We start from the raw sequence: 25,537 nt of genomic DNA on the forward strand, positions 1-25,537 counted from the left end.
TTTATTCTTATACATTATCCTTTAGAATTTTATATATCATTCCCAATTTTATTATGGGGAAACACTAATCCTTATATTACAGGATATCTAATTTATGATTCTTACATCTACATAAGAATCCATTTATTTCCCCATATTCAAATTCAAAATAAGAATGGTGAACAAAAGACAAATGCTAAAGGTAGCATGCCACCGTATCACCTTCTCGATACATCTGGAGTGTAACGCAAGGACATTTGGTCATTTGCCGTTTTAGCTCGATGATATCTTCTGAACTATGCAAGGTTGGTACGATAGTGGTTCGAAATTGATAAGATATAACATTCTGCTGAAGCAACCTCATCGTTTGCAGAACCTTGGAGAATTGGCACCTACTTATAGGTGTTACCTGAGAATAGCGTTCGTAGGTAGGTATTGTTTTTATATCCATAGCAACGTAATCGATCAAACGTTCGTAGATCAACTCCTCCAGTAGGTTAGGATTGGTACCATTGGTATCAAGTTTCACCAAATAGCCCATAGCCTTAATTTTTTGAATAAACTGCTTTAAGCAAGGTTGAAGGGTTGGCTCTCCTCCCGATATCACAACACCATCGAGCCAACCACATCGAGAGAGAAGGGCTGCTAGCACTTCATCCTCCGAAATGCAAGCAGCCGTATTATAGAATTCAGGAATGACTAGCGAAGGATTATGACAGTAGCCGCATCTAAAGTTGCAGCCCTGTGTAAAAACCACAGCAACCATTCGACCATCCCAATCGATGAAACTTTGTTTTTGGAAACCTCCTATACGCATCATTTGCGCCATCTCCTTATTCAACATTAGATACCGAAAACAGCTTACGATCGGCAAATTCCTGCTGTTTTCCTGCATTCCATTGGTTTACAGGACGCATATAACCAACTATTCGACTGTACACCTCTGTTCTATTTCCGCAAATAGGACAAATTGCATGTTCGCCCTGCAGGTAACCGTGCGATGGACAAATGCTAAAAGTTGGAGAAATAGTTATATATGGGAGACGGAAACTTCCGGTTACCTTTCGAACGAGGTTTTTGGCTGCCGAAGCCGACATTCCACTATCTCCGGTAAATATATGCAACACGGTTCCTCCTGTATATAGCGTCTGAAGATCATCTTGAAGACTAAGCACCTCGAATAGGTCGCTACTGTATCCAACTGGCAGCTGGGTCGAGTTGGTATAGTAAGGCTGAGCCCCCTTTGCAAAATGTCCATGGTTAGCCACAATGATGTCAGAATACAGCTCTGTGTCTATGCGTGCAAAACGATATGCAGTACTCTCAGCAGGCGTAGCCTCGAGATTGTAAATGCTATTGGTTTCTTCCTGAAACTGCTCAAGCATCATACGCATAAAATGCATTACCTGTTTGGCAAACCGTTGACCTTCGGGATGGGCTATATTCACACCAAGGAAGTTGATACAGCACTCGTTCATTCCATTAATGCCAATAGTAGAAAAGTGGTTTTTCCAATAGCATCCATAACGCTCGTGGATGTGGCGGAGATAGAACTTCGAGTATGGATAAAGCCCATTTTCGGTATGCTTCTCTATTATCTTACGCTTTATTTCGAGGCTCTCCTTGGCAAGCGTCATGTAGTTCTCAAGGCGTTGAAAGAAGTCCTCCTCTCCCACTGCTTCGTAGCCCAATCGAGGCAAGTTAATGGTAACTACGCCCACAGATCCTGTAAGAGGATTCGAAGCAAACAAGCCACCTCCTCGACGGTTTAGTTCACGCTTATCCAGCCTTAAACGACAACACATGCTGCGGACATCATCAGGTTTCATATCAGAGTTAACAAAGTTCGAGAAGTAAGGAATGCCATACTTCGCCGTCATCTCCCATATACCATCGTACTCAGGATTATCCCATTTAAAATCGGGAGTAATATTGTAGGTAGGAATCGGAAAAGAAAAAAGACTTCCAGCAGCATCGCCTTCGCTCATTACTTCGGCAAAAGCCATATTGAGCATCGTCATCTCGTGCTGAAAATCGCCATAAGTATAGTTCAGTATTTCACCGCCCCATACAATGGCCTCATCCTTTAGAAATTCGGGGACAACCAAATCCATCGTAATATTGGTAAACGGTGTTTGGAAGCCAACACGTGTAGGCACATTAAGGTTGAACAGAAACTCTTGAAGTGCTTGCTTAACCTGCTGATAGTCGAGTTTATCGAAGCGAATAAATGGTGCTAGGAATGTGTCGAAGTTGGAGAAAGCTTGTGCACCTGCCGCCTCACCCTGCATGGTGTAGAAAAAATTTACAATTTGCCCTAGTGCTGTACGGAAGTGTCGTGCAGGCTTACTCTGCGCTTTATCATCAACCCCCTTAAAACCAGTTACAAGAATATCCTTCAGGTCCCATCCTACGCAATACACGCTAAGAAATCCTAGATCGTGAATATGAAAGTATCCTTGTTTATGAGCATTGGCAATGCTTTCTGGGTACAGTTTGCTAAGCCAATACTGCGAAGTTATTACGGTAGAGATGTGCTGGTTTAACCCCTGAAGAGAATAGCCTGAGTTGGCGCTCTCCTTTATTCGCCAATCGTTCATCTTAAGGTAGTTGTCCATCACCTCAATGTTGCTAAAAAGCTCTTTAGCATCTCTAATTTGTGCGTGCTGGTTGCGGTAAAGCATATAAGCCTTTAGCAGATCAAACTCTCCATAACTAAAAAGAGTCTGCTCTACACAATCTTGTACCTGCTCTACAGTTGGCTTGCAATCAGGACAGATGTCCGACAGCATTTTCAAAACGAGCTGACATAAATTGTACGCCTGCTTACGGTTGGGTTTTCCAAGAGAACGCATCGCCTTAAATATGGCGTGCTCAATTTTGCTTGCACTAAACGGAACTTGTTCACCATTGCGCTTCACAATGGTCGAAAAAAGAAGTTCACCATTCATACTCTCTAGTAATAAGGTTTATAAATGGTAACTTGCGGGAACGTAAAAACTACTTGGAAGGTACAAGTATTCTATCGCCTTTCGCCCGAAAGCTACGAATTACATGTATCGGGCAGGTCTTCTGACTTGTTCAACCTTACTACTGCCTTCCCATTCCGTTGGTCGGAATAGTGACATATTGTAGAGGCACTTTATCGAACTTACAGCTACGGGGATAGTTTTGGACTTTCACCAAATTCCCTATTAATCCAGTAAGGAACCCTATACGGCAGTAAAACTAAACATTACTTACTAACACAACGAATTTAAAATGTTGATTTTATCAACAAGCAAACTTCAAACATCTGCTAAATACGATTACTTCTTTATCAACTAACACGTTAAGCTGTTAATATTTATATAGACTTATAGACACACAAAAGAGGCTACCGTACTAGGCAGCCTCTTCTTATCCTAATGGTTGGTTATTTACTTTTTATAAAAACTTTTTCCATCTCCTCAAGAGTTTTTCCTTTAGTTTCTGGAACAAACCTTATCATAAAAAATGCAGCCAAAGCGCTTATCGCCCCATAAATCCAATAAGGGAAGGCGTGATTGAACATCCCATTAAGCAACGTCGACTTATCCATTATCGGAAATGTCCAAGAAACAAGGTAGTTTGCAATCCACTGCGAAGCAACAGCAATGGCCATCGCCTTACCCCTAATCTTATTGGGGAATATCTCGGAAAGAAGCACCCAAACTATAGGTCCCCAAGACATGGCAAATGAAGCAACATAGGTAAGCATTGCTAAAAGCGAAAGCACCCCCATCTTATTGAAGAAGAAGGTTGCCCCTAACGTAAACATGCTAATAGACATTCCCCAAGCACCTATGATCTGTAACGGTTTTCTACCCCACTTATCGACAGTAAATATAGCAAGTACTGTAAAGGTTAGATTAATCGCCCCCACAATGATAGTCTGGAGAAGAGCGGTATCTGTTTGCGAACCCATGTTCTTAAAGATCTCGGGGGCATAGTAAAGCACCACGTTAATACCGACAAACTGCTGAAAAACAGAAAGCATAATTCCAATAACGACAACAGCAGAACCAAAAGAGAAGATGCTTCCTTTCGATTTTTCGGCTACGCTATTCTTTATTTCGTTTAGTTCGGCTTGCGCTTCGCTTTCCGTACGGATTAGCGAAAGTACTTTATGAGCCCTATCGTTGTGACCTTTTAACACCAACCAGCGTGGGCTTTCGGGAATGAAGAATAAAAGCACAAGGAAAAGGGCTGCAGGTAATAGCTCAGAAATAAACATCCATCGCCAACCGATGGTATTTAACCAATCTGAAGTTCCCTGCTTGGCAATAAAGTAGTTTACAAAGTAAACAAGCAGCATTCCAAAGATTATGGCAAACTGGTTCCAGGAAACCAATGCACCCCGCTTATCTGCCGGAGCCGTTTCGGCGATGTACATGGGCGAGAGCATAGAGGCAAGTCCAACGCCAATCCCCCCAATGATACGATAAACAATAAAAGGAGTAAGATAGCTCTCTACATTCGATCCGAAAGGGGCAAATCCCATTTCGGGGAATCCAGAGCCTAGTGCGGATATGCCAAACATAACCGCAGCAGCAATCAGAGTGTTCTTTCGACCAAAAGTTAAGGCCATCCATCCTCCTATCATTCCGCCAACGATGCAGCCAACTAGGGCACTTGAAACAGTAAAGCCTAGCAGCGAGTTGGCCGAGGTTTCGGGTAGGTTAAGCGGATCAATAAAGTTAACTTGCAGCGAAGCTACAGTACCCGATATTACCGCAGTATCGTAGCCGAACAGTAGCCCCCCAAGGGCGGCTACCATCGTTAGAAAGACTACAAAGTTAAAGTTGGTGCTTCTAGTCATCAGGTTAGGTTTTTTTATTAGATATACAAGTTGATGATTTGCTCGTAAAGTTCCTGCTTTCCACTGGTAAGCGTAGGCTCTCCTGCTACCTTGGCGAATTCTCGAAGATCCTCAAGCGAAAGTTTTCCTGATTCAAACTCAGCACCCTTGCCAGAATCGAACGAAGCGTATCTCTTCTTTCTCATCTCAAGTAGATCGGAGTTCTTTAGAATATTGTCTGCCACTACAAGCGCACGGGCAAATACGTCCATTGCAGAGATATGGGAGATGAAGATATCCTCAAGGTCGGTAGAGTTTCTGCGGGTCTTAGCATCGAAGTTGATACCTCCAGTGGTAAAACCACCTGCCTGTTGAATTACCATCATTGCTTGAGTTACCTCGTAGATGTCTACAGGAAACTGGTCAGTATCCCATCCGTTTTGGTAGTCGCCTCTATTGGCATCAATGCTACCTAGCATGCCAGCATTGGCCGCCATTTGTAGCTCGTGCTCGAAGGTGTGACCTGCCAGCGTGGCATGGTTTACCTCTATATTCATCTTAAAATCCTTATCGAGGTTGTACTGGCGAAGGAATCCAATAACGGTTTCGGTATCGAAGTCGTACTGGTGCTTGGTAGGCTCCATTGGCTTAGGTTCGATAAGGAATATACCCTTAAAGCCATTCTTGCGGGCATAGTCGCGAGCCATGGTTAGGAACTGTCCAAGGTGCTCCTTTTCGCGCTTGGTATCGGTGTTCAGCAGCGACATGTATCCTTCTCGACCACCCCAAAATACGTAGTTCTGACCACCAAGAGCAATGGTAGCATCAATGGCATTCTTTACTTGAGTTGCTGCATGCGCCAGCACGTTGAAGTCTGGGTTGGTAGATGCACCATTCATATATCTAGGATTGCTGAACACGTTGGCAGTACCCCACAGCAGCTGAACGCCAGTTTCCTTTTGTAGCTTAGCAGCATATTCTACCATTTTTGCTAGGCGTGATTCAATTTCGAATACACTACCATCACCAGCAACATCGGTATCGTGAAAGCACCAAAAAGGAATGCCCAGTTTCGATGCAATTTCGAAGGCAGCATCCATTCTATCGTGGTTGCGCTGCATTAGATCAGATGCCTGCTCCCAAGGAAATACCTTGGTTCCAGGACCAAAAGGATCACCACCTGTACCAAGAAGCGTATGCCAGTAGGCCATGGCAAAACGTAACTGTTCTTTCATTGTCCTACCATTTACAATACGGTTCTCGTCATACCATTTGAATGCAAAAGGGTTCTTAGACTCTCTTCCCTCAAATTTGATCTTTTCTATCGATCCGAAAAATTCTTTGCTCATTGCGTTTTATTTTAGTTGCTGATTTAAACAATGACACCAATTGCCGTAGGCCTCTTGAAGCAGTGGATTACGACTAGGCTCAACGACCTTTTCTACCTTAAGAGTCGAGAATGCCTCCGAAGACTTGCTGTAGTATCCTGCACCTAGAGCAGCACCTCTTGCGGCACCAATTGCTCCGTTCGTATTGTATAGTTCTATTGTTGCCCCGGTTATGTCGGCAACAGTTTGCGTAAATAGATCGCTTTGGAATAGGTTGGCTATTCCTGCACGGATAACCGTAGGAATAACACCTACGGTCTTCATGATCTCAACTCCATACTGCATTGAAAAGGCGATTCCTTCCTGTGCCGCCCTTAGCATGTGAGCCGTGCTATGAATGTTGAAGTTGATGTTCTGCATATGAGCGCCTAAATCTCTATTGCCAAGAACACGCTCAGCTCCATTGCCAAATGGAAGTATAGTAAGCCCTTGGCTACCCGCAGGAACTTGCGAGGCCAATTCATTCATTTGGATGTAGGATAGACCTTTCGTGGCATTTCTACGCAACCAGGAGTTAAGAATACCTGTACCATTAATACATAACATTACCCCCAAATGTGGATCTTTTGTAGTATGGTTAACGTGCATAAAAGTATTTACCCGCGATTGAGGGTCGTAGGCAATACTGCTACTTACACCGTATACTACACCAGACGTTCCTGCTGTAGCAGCAATTTCGCCGGGGGTAAGTACGTTAAGTGAGAACGCATTGTTAGGTTGATCTCCAGACCTATAGGTGATAGGCGTACCTTCCTTCATGCCCAAGATTATAGCGGCTTCGCTGTTCAGTTCCAATTGATGGCCAAAGCAGGGAACCTGACGAGCCAGTATTTCCTTATTTAAACCGTAGTGATTAAGAATAAATTCGGATACCCGTTCTTCCTTAAAATCCCAGAGTATCCCTTCGGATAATCCTTGTGCGGTTGTAGTAATATCCCCTGAAAGTTTATATGCAATGTAATCGCCAGGTAGCATTATTTTACGAATTCGGCTAAACAGCTCCGGTTCATTTTCTTTAACCCAAGCAATTTTAGATGCAGTAAAGTTACCTGGAGAGTTTAAGTGATGCTGAAGACATTTCTCAACGCCAATTTTTTCCAAAGCCCGATTTCCAAACGATACGGCTCTGCTATCGCACCATATAATGGAAGGACGAACAACACTGCCATTGCCGTCTACCGCTACAAGTCCATGCATTTGGTAGGTTATTCCAATAGCCTTTATATCCTCCATATTAACAAGCGCAGATAGCTGCTTTGCGGCATCAACAAAGTAGCTCCACCACGTATTGGGATCTTGTTCGGCCCACCCCTTTTGAGGAGAGTTTATGATCATCTCGTCGGTTGGCATTTGAGTTGAAGCCAAACAGCTGCCATTTGCGGCATCAAAAACGGCTACTTTTATGGAAGAGCTACCTATGTCTATTCCTAATGTTTTCATTGAATTAAAATATTTTCAGTTTCTTCAACTTCCGTTGCTCCTGACGGTAAGCGTGGATATCAAACTGGTAAAAAATTGCAGGCTTATGACTCACCTTTGCCTCCCTCTCATTTAGCTGAATAAGATATGGATACTTCAATATCTTCTTTCTAAAGTTTCTGTTGTCAATATCAATACCGAGAATTGCCTCGTAGAGGTTTTGCAGCTGCTTTATGGTGAATTTTTTGGGAAGTAGTTCAAATGCAACCGGAGTAGTTTGCATCCTGCTTTTCAGTCGTTCTAGCCCTTTTAGTATTATCTCCTTATGGTCGAATGATACATGCTTTAGCTCCTGAACATCGCACCAAAAAGCCATACCTTGTATGGTAGTTTTGAGAATACTTAAGTTGATTTTTACCAGCGAAAAGTAGGAAACGGTTACAATACGGTTTGTAGAAATACCATAGGTATGCTCAATCCATTGCTTGTCCTCGTCACTACTGATTCTGTTTGGATTTGAGAATACGTAAAGCTGTTCGAGGTATATATTTTTTAAACCGGTAAGGTTCTGGAGCGTATTATGCGCGCTGGTATCAAGATCTTCCTTCTCTGAGATCATGCTACCAGGAAGCTTATACTCAGTAGTTGCTTTTTCGTTCAGTTTTTGTCGCTCGATAAGGAGCACCTTTAGCCTCGTTCCATCGAAGCCAAACACTACGATATCTACCGATATGGACGGATTAATTGGAGCTTGCATAACATTAACCTTTTGCCAAATATATACTTAGAAAACCATCTTTGCACAATAATAGTATTTAGTACGCTAAGTATTCTGTTGATCCAATCATCAACCTCGCAGAAAAAAGGTTTTATATGGAATACAGTTAAATTTTACGAGTGTAATAACCGTATTATTTGCTCAAAAGAAACGGTTGACCTATTACTTCAAATTTACGCTAACTAGCATTAAGCAGCACAACAACGCGTTCACCGAATTGGTAGCTTTTTATTTGGGAATTGGGGTGAAATATTGAAATGGGGAAAAACACAAAAGCCTGTAAACCATTCGATTTACAGGGCTTTGTTGTGCTTTGATGTTGTGGTCTGCGGAGAGGGAGGGATTCGAACCCCCGGAGGTTTGACCCTCAACGGTTTTCAAGACCGCCGCAATCGACCACTCTGCCACCTCTCCGAGGACAAAAGTACGCCCATTTTTCTTTTCTGCAAGCGGTATAAGCTATTGCAGAATTACTTTTTTTGTCTAAGGTTATTTCATTCGGTACATTGAAAGAAAATAGGCTACCTTTTGGGTAGCCTATCAATCGTTAGCATTATCTTATTCTAGAAGTTCCACTTAATAGCAGCGGTTGGATAAGCTTCGAAGTCTGACGACACAAAATTCTTGCTCAACTCGATTTCACCACCTACCGAGAAGTTCTTGGTAACGTTGTACCAAATCTGTGGTTCTGCGAGGAAGATGAAGTCTCCACCTGCAGTTTCTTGTTTCCACCAATCGGCAAATCCGCTAAAGGTAAGCTTGTTGTTTAGCATGTGCATGTACCATACAGCAGTAAGCTGGAACGATCCCTTGTCGTAATCCTTAATGCTCTTGTACATTGCCTGAAGAGTAAGCCCTCTGGTAAAGTTGGCGTTATTCCAAGAGTAGTCCACACCAAACAGCCAAGCAGGGTTGATGTTAAATCCACCGTATGTATTACCCATGTTAAAGATACCTTGACCTGCATTATACTCGACATGAGCAGCAAATGGGCCATCCCAGAACTTCAGGCTACGGGCAATTTCCCAGTATGATAGGCTAACACCCTTAACATCGCTTTCGCCATAGTTCATATCCACAAAGAAGAAGGTGCTACCCCACTTGTCGGGCTTAAACATCTCTACGGTAGAAGTAAGTACGGTTCTAGAATTCTTATCGCTTCGTGTAAAATCGTAGTGAAGCTGTACATTTTGTGCAAAAGCACCCAAACCAGCAACGGTAAGCGCTGCAGCAAGTAATAGCTTTTTCATTGTAAAATGATTGTTATGAATGGTTGTTAGACTTTTTATTCCCATAAGATGAAATTCTTCATCATTATCATTAACGGTTACTCTTTTGTGGGCAAAAACTTCGCTAGTATTTCGATGTAAAGGGGATCGTTTACGGCATCGGCACAGAACTCGAAGAACTCTTCGGCGCTTTCACTATCCAGAGTAAGCCCCTTTTCAAACTCAACCAAGCTCTCTTGGACGTTTCCCATAAGGTAGTAGTAGGCGGCCAAGCGCTGGTGCAGCGCTGCTGTATCGTCATTTACCTTTAATCCGTTTTTTATGATCTCTACGCCCTGCTCCAACGATTCGTCGCCTACAATTTCGGAAAGTAACAGCCACGATTCAAAATCGAGAGGATCGAGCGCAATTGCCGTTTCGAAAGCAGCCTTGGCTTCATCGAGCCTATTGAGGCGCATGTTGAGCTTTCCTAGGCCAAACCAATACTCGGGAATATTGGGATCTAGCTCAATGGCCTTGGTTGCCAGCTCGTAGCTCTCGTCTACACGATCGAACTCCAGCTCAACTACAGCCAAACCGTAAAGCGCATCTGGATTTTCGGGGTTGCTGTCAAGCGATTTTTGGTAGTAGATTCGGGCATTTTCGTAGTCGCCAAGCTTCTCGTAGCACTCGCCTATGCAGCACATGGCCATGGCAGTATCCTCCTCCATATCTGCATACTCGAAGAATACGGTAAGCGCCTCCTCGAATCGTCCGATGTTGGCAAGCGCATTGGCCTTGCTAAAGTACGATAGCGGAGCATCGGGCTCGAGCGCTATGGCGTAGTCGAATGCCTCTATGGCCTTGTCGTTTTTACCCAACTTGGCGTACAGCGTTCCTAGGTTCGACCAGCCAAAGGGAAGGAATGGGTCGCCATCGAGCATTTTCTCGTATGCTTCAATTGCCTCCTCAGTTCTATTCAGCTTCTCTTGTATAAATCCGAGTTCCCCATAAGTTTGCGTGTTGGATGGATCTAGCTCGATCCCCATCTTCAGGTACTTGCAGGCTATCTCGAATTCGTCGTACTCCTCAAGGATGGCCACCACCTCAAAAAGCATATCGAGCTTCTGATCGGTACTCTTCAGAAGTACCTGATCGAACATGGCAAGAGCCTCGTCGGTCTTACCCGTAGCCATTAAGGTTTTTCCTTTTACAAGGTAAAAGTCGGGATTGTTCCTTTCGAAAGCCTCTACCGATGTGAGATCAACTAGGGCATCGTTGTAGCGACCGGAGAATAGCTCTATTTCGGCCTTCTTGATGGTGAGCTCTGAGGAATTTGGATGCTGCTTCCGGGCAATTCGAAGCACGTTAATGGCGTCTTCCGATCGATTTTGAAGAATATAGTGATCGACCATTTTTTCGTAATCGCATACGTCGAAGTAGGCAATGCGGTTGGTTTTCACCATTGCCTCGTAACGCTTTACAATTTCTGGAAGGTTGTCGTCTTCGCTGAAGTACAATTCGCTATCTTCTTTCATGCATTACCCCGTTGTGCGGGTAAAAGTAGCAAAATTAGCCGGAAGAAAAAAGCGAGTGGCTTACAGCCGATGAGATTCCCTCCCTAGAACGCGTAATTGAACATCACCCCAGGAAACAAGAGCCATTTGGTCGACCAAATTACGTTCCGCTGGCAGCGGATTGCCATTTACTCGACCAAATAGGCTTCCGCCAGCAGCGGAATGCCATTTACTCGACAAAATGAGCTTCCGCCAACTGCGGAACGCCATTTGCTCGGTCAAACATGCTTCCGCCAACTGCGGAATGTCATTTACTCGACCAAATGAGCTTCCGCCAACTGCGGAATGCCATTTACTCGACCAAACGGGCTTCCGCCGACAGCGGAAATCCATCTACTCGAGTAAATGGCAATTACAAAACATAAATTTCCCCAACCTAGGATTCAATGGTCCTTACCGATCCTTAAAGTACTTCATGAACTGCACGCGCTCGAATGCTGCCGGGTTGTAGGTTCTGTCCTTCGACATTTTTCCCCTAAACGCATCGAGCGATGTGTAATCGTTCGCCACCATCCATCTCTTAAGGTCGTTCAGCATGTCCTGAGCATAAGGTATCCCATGTAGGTAGAATGCCGATGCAGCAGTTACCACCTTTGCGCCTGCCAGTAGCTGCTTTACCATTGCATCCCCATTAAGTACTCCGGTTGATGCGGCCAAGTCGCATTTTACCCTGTTTGCCATAATGGCAATCCAACGTAACGAGGTAGAAATATCCGAAGGAGTGCTTAGCACATTGGGTGTGGTAAACTCCATTGTATCCGTAGTAAAATCTATAGCGTACATGCGGTTAAAGAGCGTAATACCTTTTACACCTGTTTCTGATAGTTTTTGGATAAGTAATCCAAGCGCAGCAGAGTAGTATCCAATTTTTAGGGATACCGGAATTGTAATCTTTTCTAAAACCTTAGAAACTATATCGAAGTAGATGGCCTCGCTCTCCTGGCTGGTGCGCGTAAAGTCGGAAGGAAGGATGAATAGGTTTAGCTCAAGCGCATCGGCCCCTGCCTGTTCTATCTTTTGGGCGTAGTTGAGCCACCCCTCTGCGGTAATACAGTTTATCGAAGCTATTACGGGTATCGTCAGCTCTTTTTTTGCACTACTGATAAGATTCAGGTAATCGCTAAGCGGATCCTTTATCTGCTCGTACTCAAGTTCGAAGTAATCCAAGGCTTCAGGATAGATGGACGGAGAAACCGACATCCGGGTAAGAGACTCTTGGGCATAGTGAATTATTTCCTCCTCAAAAATTGATTTTAGGATAATTGCTCCTACCCCACTTTCCTCGAACTTTTTCAGGTCCTTAAGATGCGTTGTTAGCCCACTGCTGCTGGCAACCAATGGCGAGCGAAGCTTCAGCCCCATGTAATCTGCTGAAATATCTACCATAATGACTCAAGTTTTTAATACGATCAACGTTTGATAATTCCTACCATTAGAACATACCAAAGCGCAAAAAGCTTACAAGGAGCACCAAACAGTACAACCTTGTAAGCCTTTTGGTCTAACAATTTGAGTCTAGAAGATTCTTATGCCTTAAGCATAGGTTTCTCAAGGCTTATTCCCCTCCTTTTCAAGACAACGCGCTTAACTTGCGGGAAAACGTTCCCTCGGAGTGTCATCCCGTGCTTGTCACGGGATCTAAAGATTCGCCCGAAGGGCTTTTTCAGAATCTATTGGATTCCGATTTAGATTCCGGGACAAGCCCGGAATGACAACACTGATTTATCTTGTGCAAAACTCATAGCATGACATTGTGCTTATACTTATAGTATGGTATACCCCATCAGGTATTCGTCTACCGCCTTGGCGCACTCGCGCCCTTCGTTGATTGCCCACACCACCAAGCTTTGTCCGCGACGGACATCGCCGCAGGCAAATACCTTATCGGCGCTGGTGGCGAACTTGCCGTAGTCGGCTTTTACGTTGGTTCGGCTATCGGTTTCAACGTTCAGCTGCTTTAGGATCTCCTGTTCGGGTCCAACAAACCCCATTGCCAGCAGCACCAAATCGGCATCAATCACCTCCTCGGAGCCTGCAACCTCAACGGGCTGCATTCCGCCAGAAGGACCTGCCGCCCACTTTATCTTTACCGTCTTAACCTGGGTAACCTCTCCTCTATCGTTCCCCACAAACTCCTTAACAACCGTAGCGAATGTTCTGGGATCGTCGCCATACTTTTGGGCAAACTCCACCTGACCGTAATCGGTTTTATGCACCTTGGGGAATTGAGGCCAAGGGTTATTGTTGGCGCGTAGCGGCGGCAGCTTCTCCATGATTTCGATCTGCATCAAGCCCGCGCATCCATGACGAAGGCTGGTTGCCACGCAGTCGGTTCCGGTATCGCCACCTCCAATGATGATGACGTTCTTATCCTTTGCCGAGATGTAGCGCTCATCTTTAAGGTTCGAATCGAGCAGGCTCTTGGTTGTTGCCTTAAGGAAGTCCACCGCAAAGTGGACACCCTTCAACTCGCGCCCCTTTGCCACAATGTCGCGAGGCTTGGTTGCCCCACAGGCAAGCACAACCGCATCGTAGCTGCTATGCAGCTCCTTTGCATCTACATTTGCCCCAACTTCGGCATTGGTTTTAAAGGTGATTCCCTCCTCTTCTAAAAGGCTAACACGGCGATCGATTACCTTTTTGTCGAGCTTCATGTTGGGGATGCCGTACATCATCAAACCGCCAACCCTATCGGCACGCTCGTACACGGTTACCGTATGCCCAGCCTTATTCAGCTGATCGGCAACCGCCAATCCGGCAGGACCAGAGCCTACCACCGCCACGGTTTTGCCCGTTCGTACCTTTGGCGGATGGGCAACAACGAGGTTGTCCTCGAAGGCTCGTTCGATAATCGAGCACTCGTTCTCCTTAACCGACACGGCATCGCCATGAAGCGCTACCGTACAGGCAGCCTCGCAGGGGGCGGGACAAACACGCCCGGTAAATTCCGGAAAGTTGTTGGTTTTATGCAGGCGAACTACCGCCTCGTCCCACTTACCCTTAAAGATAAGGTCGTTCCACTCCGGAATTAGGTTGTGGAGCGGACATCCTGTAGTCATGTTGTTAATGGTAACACCCGACTGGCAGAATGGTATTCCGCAATCCATGCAGCGAGCACCCTGCTTGCCCTGCTCGCTCTTGGGCAGAAGAACTATATACTCCTTGTAATCTTTTAGTCGTGCAGAAGGGTGCTTCTTAGAGGAAACACTCCTTGGTATTTCTAAAAATCCTGTAGGTTTACCCATCGTTTAACCCCCTATTTCTTTACGGTTGTAACATCAGCAAAGGCAAGCCTTTCTGCCTCATCGTAGCTATGACCTGCCTGCTCGTATCGCTTAATCAGCGTCATAATCTTCTTGTAGTCCTTAGGCAGCACCTTTACAAACTGTATTTTTTTCAGATCGAAGCGATCCAGCACCTTTTTGGTTACTGCCGAACGGGTGTGCTTATAGTGATCTTCCAACATTCGCTTTAGCACCACCTCATCCTCGCCATCGAGCTTCTCGACGTACACCATATCGGTGTTGATGCGGCTACGGTTCATGCCCGTTTCATCCTGAATGTAGGCAATACCACCCGACATACCTGCGGCAAAGTTCCTACCTATGGTTCCAAGGATTACCACACGACCTCCTGTCATGTACTCGCAACCGTGGTCGCCAACACCTTCGACAACAGCCTCGATACCCGAGTTACGAACGCAGAAGCGCTCGCCTGCCGCCCCGTTGATATACGCCTTACCGCTAGTTGCGCCGTAGAAGGCAACGTTTCCGATAACGATATTCTCGTATGCCTCGCGGCTAGTGGACTGCTCTTCCTGAACGATAATCTTACCGCCCGATAGCCCCTTGCCCACGTAGTCGTTGGCATCGCCCCAAAGTTCGAGGGTGATACCGCTTGGGATAAAAGCGCCCATGCTTTGCCCGCCTGCGCCCTTCATCTTAATCCAAATGGTATCTTCGGGAAGTCCTTTATTCTGATACCTCTTGGTGATTTCGCTACCAAGCATGGTTCCGATGGTTCTATTCACGTTATCGACATCCAGCTCGATGGATACCTTTTCGCCAGATTCCAGCGCCTTCGAAGCCTTATCGAGCAACACCTTTGCATCGATGGTTTCGTACAGCTTCTGGTCGTACTTCTGCTCGAAATGGTAGTTCGAGTTTGGCATCTTGAAGTTCTTGAAGAGCACCCTCGTTAGGTTTACCTTCTGTATCTTCCACCCTTCGACAGGCTTCTGGCAAAGCTTATCGGTACGTCCAACCATCTCGTCGATGGTTCGGAAGCCAAGCTCCGCCATGTACTCGCGCATCTCCTGGGCGATAAACATCATAAAATTTACGACATGTTCTGGCTTACCGGTAAAACGCTTGCGCAGCTCCTCGTTTTGGGTAGCAATACCAACCGGACAGGTATCGAGATTACATACGCGCATCATTACACAGCCAATGGCAGCTAGTGGTGCAGTTGCAAAACCAAACTCCTCGGCACCCAAAAGAGCAGCAATCACCACATCCTTACCCGTCATCAGCTTACCATCGGTTTCAATCTTTACGCGCTGACGAAGCCCGTTTAGAACAAGGGTTTGATGCGCCTCGGCAAGCCCCATTTCCCAAGGTAAACCACCATGGCGAATCGAGGTCATTGGTGATGCACCCGTACCGCCATCGTAACCGCTTATAAGGATTACATCGGCGCCACCTTTGGCAACACCCGCAGCAACCGTTCCTACGCCTGCTTCCGACACCAGCTTAACGTTGATAAGCGCTTGCTGGTTGGCATTCTTCATGTCGTAGATTAGCTGGGCAAGGTCCTCTATTGAGTAGATGTCATGGTGAGGTGGTGGAGATATCAGCCCCACTCCTACGGTTGCATGGCGTGCCTTGGCAATCCAAGGGTAAACTTTCGTTCCGGGCAGCTGACCACCCTCGCCAGGCTTAGCCCCCTGCGCCATCTTTATCTGAATCTCCTTTGCATTCAGCAGATACTCCGAGGTAACGCCAAATCTACCAGAAGCAATCTGCTTAATTGCCGAGCTTCGAAGATCGCCGTTCGCATCGCGGGTGAAGCGCTCGCGTTCCTCGCCTCCTTCTCCTGTATTCGACTTTCCTCCTAGTCGATTCATGGCAATAGCCAAGCACTCGTGCGCCTCCTTGCTAATTGAGCCGTACGACATCGCCCCCGTCTTAAAGCGCTTGACGATGCTCTCGGCAGGCTCAACCTCTTCAATAGGAATTGGCTCCTGAAAGCGAAAATCGAGCAGGTTGCGAAGCGTAACTGCCGACATTTCGTTATGGAATAAGGCGGAATACTCCTTAAACTCCTTGTAGCTGCCCGTTCGGCAAGCGTTCTGCAGCTTGTATATCGACATGGGATTGTACAGGTGCTCCTCCTCCGAACTTCGGTACTTAATGCTACCTGCCGAATCTAGCGAGAAGTCGGTAATACGGCTATCAAAGCCGCGAGTATGCCTTTCGATGGTTTCTCGGGCAACATCCTCAATATCGAGTCCCTCAATACGCGTTGGCGTTCCGGGGAAGTATTTCTCAACCAGTTTGCTCGATAAGCCAAGAGCCTCGAATATCTGCGCACCACAGTACGACTGGATGGTAGAAATCCCCATTTTGGAGATTACCTTCACAACGCCCTTCAGGATAGCCTTATCGTAGGTGTGAACGGCATCCTTGTACGACTTGGCAATGGTTTTACTATCTACAAGGTCTCTGATGATGTCGTAAACAAAGTATGGGTTGATGGCATTTGCTCCAAAGCCCAGCAGCAGCGCAAAGTGGTGTACCTCGCGTGGCTCTGCCGACTCCACAACAATGCTTGCCTTCGTTCTCTTTGCCTTCTTTATCAGGTGATGATGTAGCGCCGATGTTGCCAAAAGCGCAGGTATCTGCACCTTGTTCTCATCAACATCCTTATCGCTAAGAATAAGTATTGATGCCTTCTTAGCGATAGCCTTATCTGCCATCTTGCAGAGTTCCTTTAGCGCAATCTCTAGACCATCCTTGCCCAACGACTTATCGAAGTAAAGTGGCAAACGAACGCTTCGGAAGCCTCGGTTATCAAGCCCCTCGATATTCTTCAAATCGAGGTTGCTGATAATGGGGCTAGCCAGCTTTATGCGGGTGCAGTTCTTCTCCGAATCCTCCAAGATATTACCCTCAGCACCAAGGTAAACCCTTACCGAGGTTACGATCTCCTCACGAATGGCATCGATTGGCGGATTGGTTACCTGGGCGAACATCTGCTTAAAGTAGTCGTACAGCAGCTTGCTCTTGTTGCTGAGCACCGCCAACGGCGTATCAACCCCCATTGCCGAAAGGGGATCATCGCCAGTTGTTGCCATGGGCTGGATGATGGAGTAAACATCCTCGTAGGTATAGCCGAATCCCTTTAGGAAACGCTTATAGTCAACTGCCGATTCCTCACTTTCGTCGATAGCCTGCTCCAGCTTAACAAGGCTACGCTCAATCCACTTCGCGTACTGCTTGCGGCGCGAGTAGGTATCCTTTAACTTCTTATCGTTGATGAGTTCGCCCTTAGCGGTATCCACCAAAAGCATCTTGCCCGGTTTCAGGCGTCCCTTGGTTTTAATATTTTTCTGAGCCACATCGAACACGCCAACCTCCGATGCTAGCAGTAAGTAATCATCTTTGGTGATATAGTAGCGAGCCGGACGAAGCCCGTTTCTATCGAGCACGGCTCCTAGCTGCTCGCCATCGGTAAAGGCGATAGCTGCCGGACCATCCCAGGGCTCCATCATGGTCGATTTATACTCGAAGTAGTCGCGAACGCTTCGGTTAAGCTCCTTATTCTTGCTCCAAGGTTCGGGAATATGCATCACCACCGCCTCGGGAAGGGTACGCCCATTCATCACCATAAACTCGATGGAGTTGTCGAGCATGGAGGAGTCCGAACCATCGGGGTTGATTACGGGAAGTACCTTCGAAAGGTTGTCGCCAAACACCTTCGAGGTAAAGTTACCCTCGCGGGCGGTCATCCAATTTTGGTTTCCCTTGATGGTGTTGATTTCGCCATTATGGATGATCAGGCGATTGGGATGCGCCCTCCTCCACGAAGGAAAGGTGTTGGTGCTAAAGCGCGAGTGAACCAGCGCCAGCGCGCTTTCCATAGCCTCATCGTTTAGGTCAGGGTAGAACTCCTCGAGCTGCTTAGACGTTAGCATCCCCTTGTATACTATGGTTCGGCACGAAAGCGAACAGATGTACGAATCGGGAGTAAGTTTCTCGAACTCCTTACGAATGGCAAACAAATCGGTATCGAACGCTTGCTTGTCGGTGCTGCCATCGTTGCGCGCAACAAAAGCCTGCGCAATGTAGGGCATGGCATCGCGGGCAGCATCTCCTAAACTTGAGGCATTAAATGGCACCTCTCGCCAACCTACAAACTTATGGTTGTGCGCATCTACAATATTCTCAAAAATGAGCATTGCACGTTTTCTCTCTGTTCCATCGTGAGGTAAAAAGAACATTCCTACGGCGTATTGCCCCTCTTCGCCAAGCGAAAAACGAATCTTCTTTGAGAAAAATTTATGTGGGATCTGAATAAGGATGCCGGCACCATCGCCAACATTGGGGTCTGCTCCCACCCCACCACGGTGATCAAGTTTCGTGAGCACCCTAAGCGCATCGGTAACAATTTTATGCGACCGAATGCCCTTAATGCTGGCAATTGCACCTATTCCACATGCGTCTTTCTCAAAAGCAGGATCATACATTCCTTGCTGCTGGGGATAATCCTTTTCCATAAGCGTACTTCCTTTACTCTATTTTACTCAAAAAAACATACTAAGTTCTTCAAAAAACACTCTTACTTACAATACGTAACTTTTGAATACAACTATTACATTAAAATAGACATATATAGTTACATATCTTTTTATTGCATACGTTACAATCTATCACGTTGCATTAATTAATGCATATAAGAGTCCCATCCTGTCCCCTGAACGGAACCAGACAACTAACCACGTAAGCGGTTTATGCTTGCAATAACGCTTTAATGTAAGTCAAGAAGCAAGCATTAAGCTTGCATGGGGAGGTTGACTTATTTGGAGATAAAACGAACCAATATTACAATTCGTAGCTGAATTTTTACTTCACTTGGAAATTGGTGGTAAAAATGTCAGAATATTGGTCTCTCATTATCTCGTTTTGCTAAAAGTAGAGATTATTTTCAATAATAAAAATCGGCAAAAGTATGGCTGATTACCAATATAAAACCTAGTTATAAGTATTATAAAGAGGTTTTCTTACTATTGTTTTTAAATACTTTTAAATCCTAATCCTTCGATTAAAGAAGCCTTGAAAAAATGCTTACAGATTGTAGCTTACTTAGCAAAGCAAGATAAAAGCATCTTTTAACTCTTCTATGTATCCTTTAAAATACACAGGACTCGATCATCCTCCAAACATAAAAAAGCCCAAGAGCATTTTATCTCTTGGGCTTTGACCGTATAGTGGGGCTATATTAGGCTACATATTGCCTTCAATAAACTTCGAAATTTCAGCGTAGAGCTTTTCGGAAGCAGGTACAAGCGGAAGACGTAGTACGTTTTTGCAGATGCTCAACTTTGCCAGCACAGCTTTGACACCTGTTGGATTTCCTTCTGCAAAAAGCTGATCAATTGGATCGGCAAGCTTGTAAACCGTTGGAATAGCCACATCAAATTTCCCGCTTAATGCCAAATGAACCATATTGCAGAAATCCTTTGGATAGGCGTTGGCGGCAACCGAGATTACGCCATCGGCACCCACCGAAATTTGAGGAATCACGTATGCATCATCAGCCGAAAGTACAAGGAATCCTTCGGGTCTCCCCTTAAGAACCTTAATCATCTTATTCATGTCCGTATCGGCTTCCTTTATTGCGATGATATTATCAAAATCATTAGCCAAGCGGATGATTGTTTCAGCGGTAAGGTTCACTCCTGTACGACCTGGTACATTATATAGCACAATAGGCTTCTTAGAGGCCAAGGCAATTGCCTTGTAGTGCTCGTATAGCCCAGCCTGATTAGGCTTGTTGTAATATGGCGTTACAGAAAGGATTGCATCGGCGTATTTGTACATTTCATCATTCAGAAGAGCGATGACATCGGCGGTGCTATTGCCGCCGCATCCAATAACTATCGGAAGTTTAGCCTTATTGCTCTCATAAACATGTTTGACGATTGCCCGTTTTTCCTCTTTTGTCAAGGTAGGGGTTTCGCCTGTTGTTCCATGAACAACTAGGTAATCAACATCATTGGCAGAAACATACTCTACCAAACGAGTTAACGACTCAAAGTCTACGCTTCCGTCTTCGTTAAAGGGTGTAACTAGCGCCACACCAACTCCTCTTAAATTCATATGCATTAATTCTTAAAACAACTATCCAATCTTAGGCAGATAGGCAAACATCTGCTCTTCAAAAAACCGTAAATCAGCATCATCACTGACATCAAGGGTTAAGTCAAATGGCGAACCGGCAATACCTACACCTCCTATTTTGAATTTAGCCAACGATGCAGTTGCGAGGTAAATGCTGAGGCTCGATTCTAACCTGGTCAAATCTATGAAATAATCGTGATTGTTTTGCAAAAGGTTGAGAACCTCCTCATTTTTGGGCGTACCATTCCATTTCACCTCCTGATATCCAACTGGGTAAACGCTATACTTGTTGGGAATCTCCAGCTGCAAATCCTTTTGTTTTCCCACCAAAATGGTATCAACCTTAGCACCTTTAGCCTCTAACCGATCAATAAAAGGGTATAAATCAGAGAAGCTATCCTCTCCCCCAACTCTATAGAGCAAAACAACGCTCTTTATCCGATCAAAGGGTGTAAAATATCTTTTACGAGCCGAACTTACGCTGGAGCGTAATGCCTCGAATGCCCGTTTTTGAAAGCTCTTTTTTATTGCAGTAAGCATAAACCTATCTGTTTATCAACGTATATAGTTCTTCAAGATTAATCATTTTGACACCTAGTTTATTCGCTTTTTCAAGCTTCGAAGGCCCCATATTTTCGCCGACAACTAGGTAACTGAGATTCCCAGAAATGCTGCTAACCATCTTACCTCCGTTATCCTCTATCATCCTTTTGATATCATCACGAGGGATATCGAAGGTTCCGCTAATTACAAAGGTAAAACCTTTTAACTTATCCGAAGCCCTTTCAACCTCCTTCTGCTCCATTTGCACGCCAAATTCTCTAAGTCGTTTTACCTGCTCCAGATTTTTTGGCTCGCTAAAGTGATACTTGATGCTCCCTGCAATTTTTGCGCCAACCTCTTCGACTTGCACCAGTTCGTCGTACGAGGCGGCAATGATGGCATCAATGCTCTTCATGTGGGCTGCCAGCTTCTTTGCCGTTACCTCGCCAATGTAGCGGATGCCGATGGCGTAGAGCACCCTCTCGAAGCCTACTTGCTTAGAGGACTCAATACTTTTAACGATGTTTTCGGCCGATTTCGTACCTAGACGCTCAAGATCTTTAATCTTGTCGACGGTTAAAGTGTACAAATCGGAGATGTCGCTAACCAGACCTGTGCGGTAAAACAGCTCAACGGTTTCGGAGCCGAGCCCCTCTATGTTCATAGCCTTGCGGCTGATGTAGTGCTCTATTCGTCCAATGATCTGCGGCGGACATCCGGCATCGTTGGGGCAAAAGTGCTTGGCTTCGCCCTCCTCGCGAACCAGCTCGGTTCCGCATTCGGGGCAATGGGTTATATACCTAAAAGGCGATAATCCTTCTGCCCGCTTATCCAAATCTACCCCAACAACCTTTGGAATGATTTCGCCTCCCTTTTCTACCAGAACGTAATCGCCTACCCTTAAGTCTAGCAGTTCTATTTGGTCGGCGTTGTGCAGCGATGCCCGCTTTACCGTTGTTCCTGCCAGCTGTACGGGCTCTAGGTTGGCAACTGGCGTAATAGCCCCAGTTCTGCCCACCTGAAAGTCGACGCTTAGCAGCTTGGTGGAGGCTTGCTCGGCCTTAAACTTGTAGGCGATGGCCCACTTGGGCGACTTAGCCGTAAAGCCTAAGTCTTCCTGATCGGAAAGGCTATCAACCTTAATTACGGCGCCATCGGTATCGTATGGTAATTTTTCGCGCTCCTTATCCCAGTAGCGAATAAAATCCTCAACCTCCGCCATGCTGCTGCAAAGACGCATGTGCTCCGACACCTTAAAGCCCCAGCTGCACAGCTGCTGAATGTTCTGGTAGTGGCTATCGGAAGGAAGCGCTTCGCCCAAGAGAAAGTAGAGAAAGCAGTCGAGGCCGCGCTTGGCTACCACCGACGAGTTTTGCAGCTTCAGCGTGCCGGCTGCGGCGTTGCGGGGGTTGGCAAAGGGCTGCTCGCCGATCTCCTCGCGCTCGCTATTCATCCTATCGAACGAGGCGTGAGGTAGAATAATCTCACCTCTAACCTCGAACTCCTGGGGGTACCCCTCGCCACGAAGCTTCAGCGGTACGCTCTTTATCGTTTTTACGTTGGCGGTAACATCGTCGCCCTTAACGCCGTCGCCACGAGTTACGGCACGCACCAGGTTGCCATCTACGTAGGTTATTCCAATTGCCGTTCCATCGAACTTAAGCTCGCAGGAGTACTTGGCATTGGGCACTACCTTTCGAACCTTGGTGTCGAAATCGGCAAGTTCCTCGAAGGAGTAGGCGTTGGAGAGCGAAAGCATTGGGTAGCGGTGTTCCACCTGCTCGAAGGCTTGGTTGATGTCGTTGCCTACGCGCTGGGTTGGCGAATTGGGATCTTGCAGCTCGGGGTGCTGTCTTTCCAGCTCCTGCAGCTCCTTCATGTGCATGTCGTACTCGTAGTCGCTTATCGAAGGATTGTTGAGCACGTAGTACTCGTAGTTGGCTTGTTCTAAAAGGCTTCTTAATTTCTGAGCTTTGGAGGCGGTATTTTCGGTGGTCATTAAAATCTATTTTAAGCAAAAGTACTTGTTTGATTTTTGATAAAAAACAACACTAAACCGATGGTTAAGATAATTTATTTCCTTCGATAATTAATATTTTTACGAAAAATGATAAGCATGGAAGAACTGGATTTAGAAAAAGAGGAGAAAAGGGAGCTACTCAGCCGTTTTAGAAGCTTATACAAATCGTGCAAGCAGAGCAGCTCGCAGGAGGAACTTCTTCTTTTAAAGAAGGCCTTTCGCGTTGCGGCAAATGCCCATAAGGAAAAGCGCCGTGAAAATGGCGATCCATTTATTTTCCATGCTCTAGCCGTTGCCCAAATTGTTGTCGATGAAATCGGCCTTAAGGGTACGGCTGCAATATCGGTCCTGCTCCACGAAACCTCGCGAATTAACGGCTTTGGCGACGACGATTTTGCCAAGGAGTACAACCAGGAGGTTGCCACCATCGTTACGGGGCTGAACAAAATATCGAAGATAGATCCAAAAACCAGCTCTAGCGAGGTGGAGAACTACCGTCAGCTGGTGATCTCCTACTCGGCCGATCCGCGCGTTATCCTGATAAAGCTGGCCGACAGGCTTGACGTAATGCGCCATCTCTACTTCTTTGCCGACAGCAAGCAGGTTAAAAAGGCCAACGAGACGCTTACCCTATACGCGCCACTGGCGCACCGCCTAGGGCTTTACTCGGTGAAAACAGAGCTCGAGGACCTCTCGCTGAAGTACACCGAACCGGCCGACTACATCCATATTGTAACGAAGCTCGAAGAGACCGCCAAGGAGCGTAATACCTACATCGAGAAGTTCATTAAGCCCATCGTGGCGGGGCTCGACCAGTACGGGCAGCGGTACGAGATTAAGAGCCGTACCAAGTCGATCTTCTCCATCTGGAAAAAGATGAAGAAGCAGAAGATCCCCTTCGAGGAGGTGTTCGATTTGTTCGCCATCCGCATCATCCTCGAAAGCGAGTTGCCTCTGGAAAAGGCCGAGTGCTGGAGAACCTACTCCATCGTTACCGAGAAGTACATCCCCAACCCCGAGCGCATGAGGGACTGGATATCGGTGCCCAAGTCGAACGGCTACGAGAGCCTGCACGCCACCGTCATCGGGCCCGAGGGAAAGTGGGTGGAGGTGCAGATCCGCACCCGCCGCATGGACGAGATCGCCGAGATGGGGATCGCCGCGCACTGGAAGTACAAGGGCATTCGGCAGCAGCAGGGCATCGACGACTGGCTGACCGACCTGCGCAACCTGCTGGAGCAGGCCGAGGACTCCAACGAAATGGCAGAAAGCCTCAAGCAGCTGGACAGCTACCAGAAGGAGATCTTCGTGTTTACCCCCAACGGCGACCTCAAGAAGCTCCCTTCTGGAGCAACGGTACTCGACTTTGCCTTCGAGGTGCACTCCAAACTGGGCGTGTCGTGCGTGGGCGCCAAGGTAAACAACCGCCTAGCCTCCATTAAGGATGCGCTTAAGAATGGCGATCAGGTGGAGATCATCACCTCCAAAAACCAAAAGCCCACCAAGGACTGGCTCTCGTTCGCCATCACCTCTAAGGCGCGCAGCAAGATCAAGCAGAGCCTTAAGGAGGAGGAGCTCAAGGTGGCCAACATCGGCAAGGAGCTCCTGCTGCGCAGGCTCAAGAACTGGAAGCTGGAGCTTACCGACGAGATGGCCTCGCAGTTCATCAAAAAGAATAAGATTAGGTCTATTACCGAGTTCTACGCCATGCTGGCCAACGAGAAGATCGACATCGCCGATATCAAGACCTATATCGAAACAGCAGACCTTGTTGAGGAGAAAAGCAGTGCGCCCGAGGTGGCCTACGCCCAGCCCAAGGAGCAGGAGAGCGGCGACTTTCTGGTTATCGACGAGCACCTGGCCAACGTGGACTACAAGCTGGCCACCTGCTGCAACCCCATCTTTGGCGACGACATCTTTGGCTTTGTGACCATCAGCCACGGCATCAAGATACACCGCACCAGCTGTCCGAACGCCAAGAGCATGATCGAGCGCTACTCCTACCGCATTGTGAAGGCCAAGTGGCAGCAGACGCGCGAGTCGAGCTCGTTCCAAACCACCATCCGCATCATCGGCGAGGATCAGATCGGGCTCTTCAACCGCATCTCGGAGGTGCTCACCAAGGAGCTGAAGGTGACGCTGCGCTCGGCCTCGTTCGACACCAAGGGGGGCGTTTTCGAGGGAAAGATTAAGGTGTTCGTGGGCAACATCAAGCAGCTCGACATGATCATCCACCGCCTGCACCGCATTAAGGGGGTGATTAAGGCCAGCCGCGTAGCCACCTCGGCCGAGTAGGAAATTTCATACAAGCTTTATATGGACTAGACCTGACAAATTTTAAAAATTTGTCAGGTCTTTCTACAATGCACCGATGCATTAGCCTTCCCAGAAATCCTGGAAGGGTC

15 protein-coding genes, 1 tRNA gene and 1 riboswitch are annotated in these 25,537 nt (G+C 46.6%); of the genes, 1 reads left to right on the forward strand and 15 read right to left on the reverse strand.

Features of this window, described 5'->3' with window-relative positions; genetic code table 11:
* Nucleotides 1-175: 175 nt before the first annotated feature.
* The 15 genes from CLV25_RS14065 to ligA form a co-directional block, all read right to left on the reverse strand.
* A complete protein-coding gene (locus CLV25_RS14065; protein ID WP_165877091.1) occupies nucleotides 176-823 on the reverse strand; it encodes an anaerobic ribonucleoside-triphosphate reductase activating protein in 648 nt (215 codons plus the stop codon).
* The gene (locus CLV25_RS14070) at nucleotides 813-2,930 is read right to left on the reverse strand and encodes a ribonucleoside triphosphate reductase (RefSeq protein WP_131840305.1); all 2,118 of its coding nucleotides are present in this window, start codon (nucleotides 2,928-2,930) and stop codon (nucleotides 813-815) included. Before CLV25_RS14070 ends, CLV25_RS14065 begins: the two co-directional genes overlap by 11 nt.
* Nucleotides 2,931-3,024: 94 nt before the next feature.
* A riboswitch (cobalamin riboswitch) is annotated at nucleotides 3,025-3,209 on the reverse strand.
* A 185-nt stretch (nucleotides 3,210-3,394) separates the two neighbouring features.
* Entirely contained in the window at nucleotides 3,395-4,819 is a 1,425-nt protein-coding gene (xylE, locus tag CLV25_RS14075; RefSeq protein ID WP_131840306.1) for a D-xylose transporter XylE, read from the reverse strand.
* A 17-nt stretch (nucleotides 4,820-4,836) separates the two neighbouring features.
* Entirely contained in the window at nucleotides 4,837-6,147 is a 1,311-nt protein-coding gene (gene xylA, locus CLV25_RS14080) for a xylose isomerase (RefSeq protein ID WP_131840307.1), read from the reverse strand.
* Between the two features lie 6 nt (nucleotides 6,148-6,153).
* The gene (locus CLV25_RS14085; protein ID WP_131840308.1) at nucleotides 6,154-7,626 is read right to left on the reverse strand and encodes a xylulokinase; all 1,473 of its coding nucleotides are present in this window, start codon (nucleotides 7,624-7,626) and stop codon (nucleotides 6,154-6,156) included.
* Between the two features lie 4 nt (nucleotides 7,627-7,630).
* Nucleotides 7,631-8,362 (reverse strand): NUDIX hydrolase, encoded by a 732-nt coding sequence (locus CLV25_RS14090; protein ID WP_243649641.1) that lies wholly within the window; start codon nucleotides 8,360-8,362, stop codon nucleotides 7,631-7,633.
* Nucleotides 8,363-8,712: 350 nt separating this feature from the next.
* Nucleotides 8,713-8,797 (reverse strand) — tRNA-Ser (locus CLV25_RS14095).
* Between the two features lie 149 nt (nucleotides 8,798-8,946).
* Nucleotides 8,947-9,633 carry a DUF5020 family protein gene (locus CLV25_RS14100; protein WP_131840309.1) on the reverse strand — a complete coding sequence of 229 codons (687 nt, stop codon included), beginning with the start codon at nucleotides 9,631-9,633 and terminating at the stop codon, nucleotides 8,947-8,949.
* A 77-nt stretch (nucleotides 9,634-9,710) separates the two neighbouring features.
* The gene (locus tag CLV25_RS14105; protein ID WP_131840310.1) at nucleotides 9,711-11,129 is read right to left on the reverse strand and encodes a tetratricopeptide repeat protein; all 1,419 of its coding nucleotides are present in this window, start codon (nucleotides 11,127-11,129) and stop codon (nucleotides 9,711-9,713) included.
* A gap of 432 nt (nucleotides 11,130-11,561) precedes the next feature.
* On the reverse strand, nucleotides 11,562-12,554 hold the full coding sequence (locus CLV25_RS14110) for a dihydroorotate dehydrogenase-like protein (RefSeq protein WP_131840311.1): 993 nt from the start codon (nucleotides 12,552-12,554) through the stop codon (nucleotides 11,562-11,564).
* A 377-nt stretch (nucleotides 12,555-12,931) separates the two neighbouring features.
* Complete coding sequence (locus CLV25_RS14115) at nucleotides 12,932-14,413, reverse strand: glutamate synthase subunit beta (RefSeq protein WP_131840312.1); 1,482 nt, start codon at nucleotides 14,411-14,413, stop codon at nucleotides 12,932-12,934.
* A gap of 11 nt (nucleotides 14,414-14,424) precedes the next feature.
* Nucleotides 14,425-18,945, reverse strand: coding sequence for a glutamate synthase large subunit (gltB, locus tag CLV25_RS14120; protein ID WP_131840313.1), 4,521 nt, complete (start codon nucleotides 18,943-18,945; stop codon nucleotides 14,425-14,427).
* Between the two features lie 727 nt (nucleotides 18,946-19,672).
* Nucleotides 19,673-20,548 (reverse strand): 4-hydroxy-tetrahydrodipicolinate synthase, encoded by an 876-nt coding sequence (gene dapA, locus CLV25_RS14125; protein WP_131840314.1) that lies wholly within the window; start codon nucleotides 20,546-20,548, stop codon nucleotides 19,673-19,675.
* 21 nt (nucleotides 20,549-20,569) lie between these two features.
* Nucleotides 20,570-21,109 carry a DUF6913 domain-containing protein gene (locus CLV25_RS14130; RefSeq protein ID WP_131840315.1) on the reverse strand — a complete coding sequence of 180 codons (540 nt, stop codon included), beginning with the start codon at nucleotides 21,107-21,109 and terminating at the stop codon, nucleotides 20,570-20,572.
* Nucleotides 21,110-21,113: 4 nt separating this feature from the next.
* Entirely contained in the window at nucleotides 21,114-23,111 is a 1,998-nt protein-coding gene (gene ligA / locus CLV25_RS14135) for an NAD-dependent DNA ligase LigA (RefSeq protein WP_131840316.1), read from the reverse strand.
* A 117-nt stretch (nucleotides 23,112-23,228) separates the two neighbouring features.
* Between ligA and CLV25_RS14140 the strand changes: the two genes are divergently transcribed.
* A complete protein-coding gene (locus CLV25_RS14140) occupies nucleotides 23,229-25,427 on the forward strand; it encodes a RelA/SpoT family protein (RefSeq protein ID WP_165877092.1) in 2,199 nt (732 codons plus the stop codon).
* Nucleotides 25,428-25,537: the final 110 nt, after the last annotated feature.

Origin of the sequence: Acetobacteroides hydrogenigenes (genome assembly GCF_004340205.1) — a bacterium.
Classification (GTDB): domain Bacteria; phylum Bacteroidota; class Bacteroidia; order Bacteroidales; family ZOR0009; genus Acetobacteroides; species Acetobacteroides hydrogenigenes.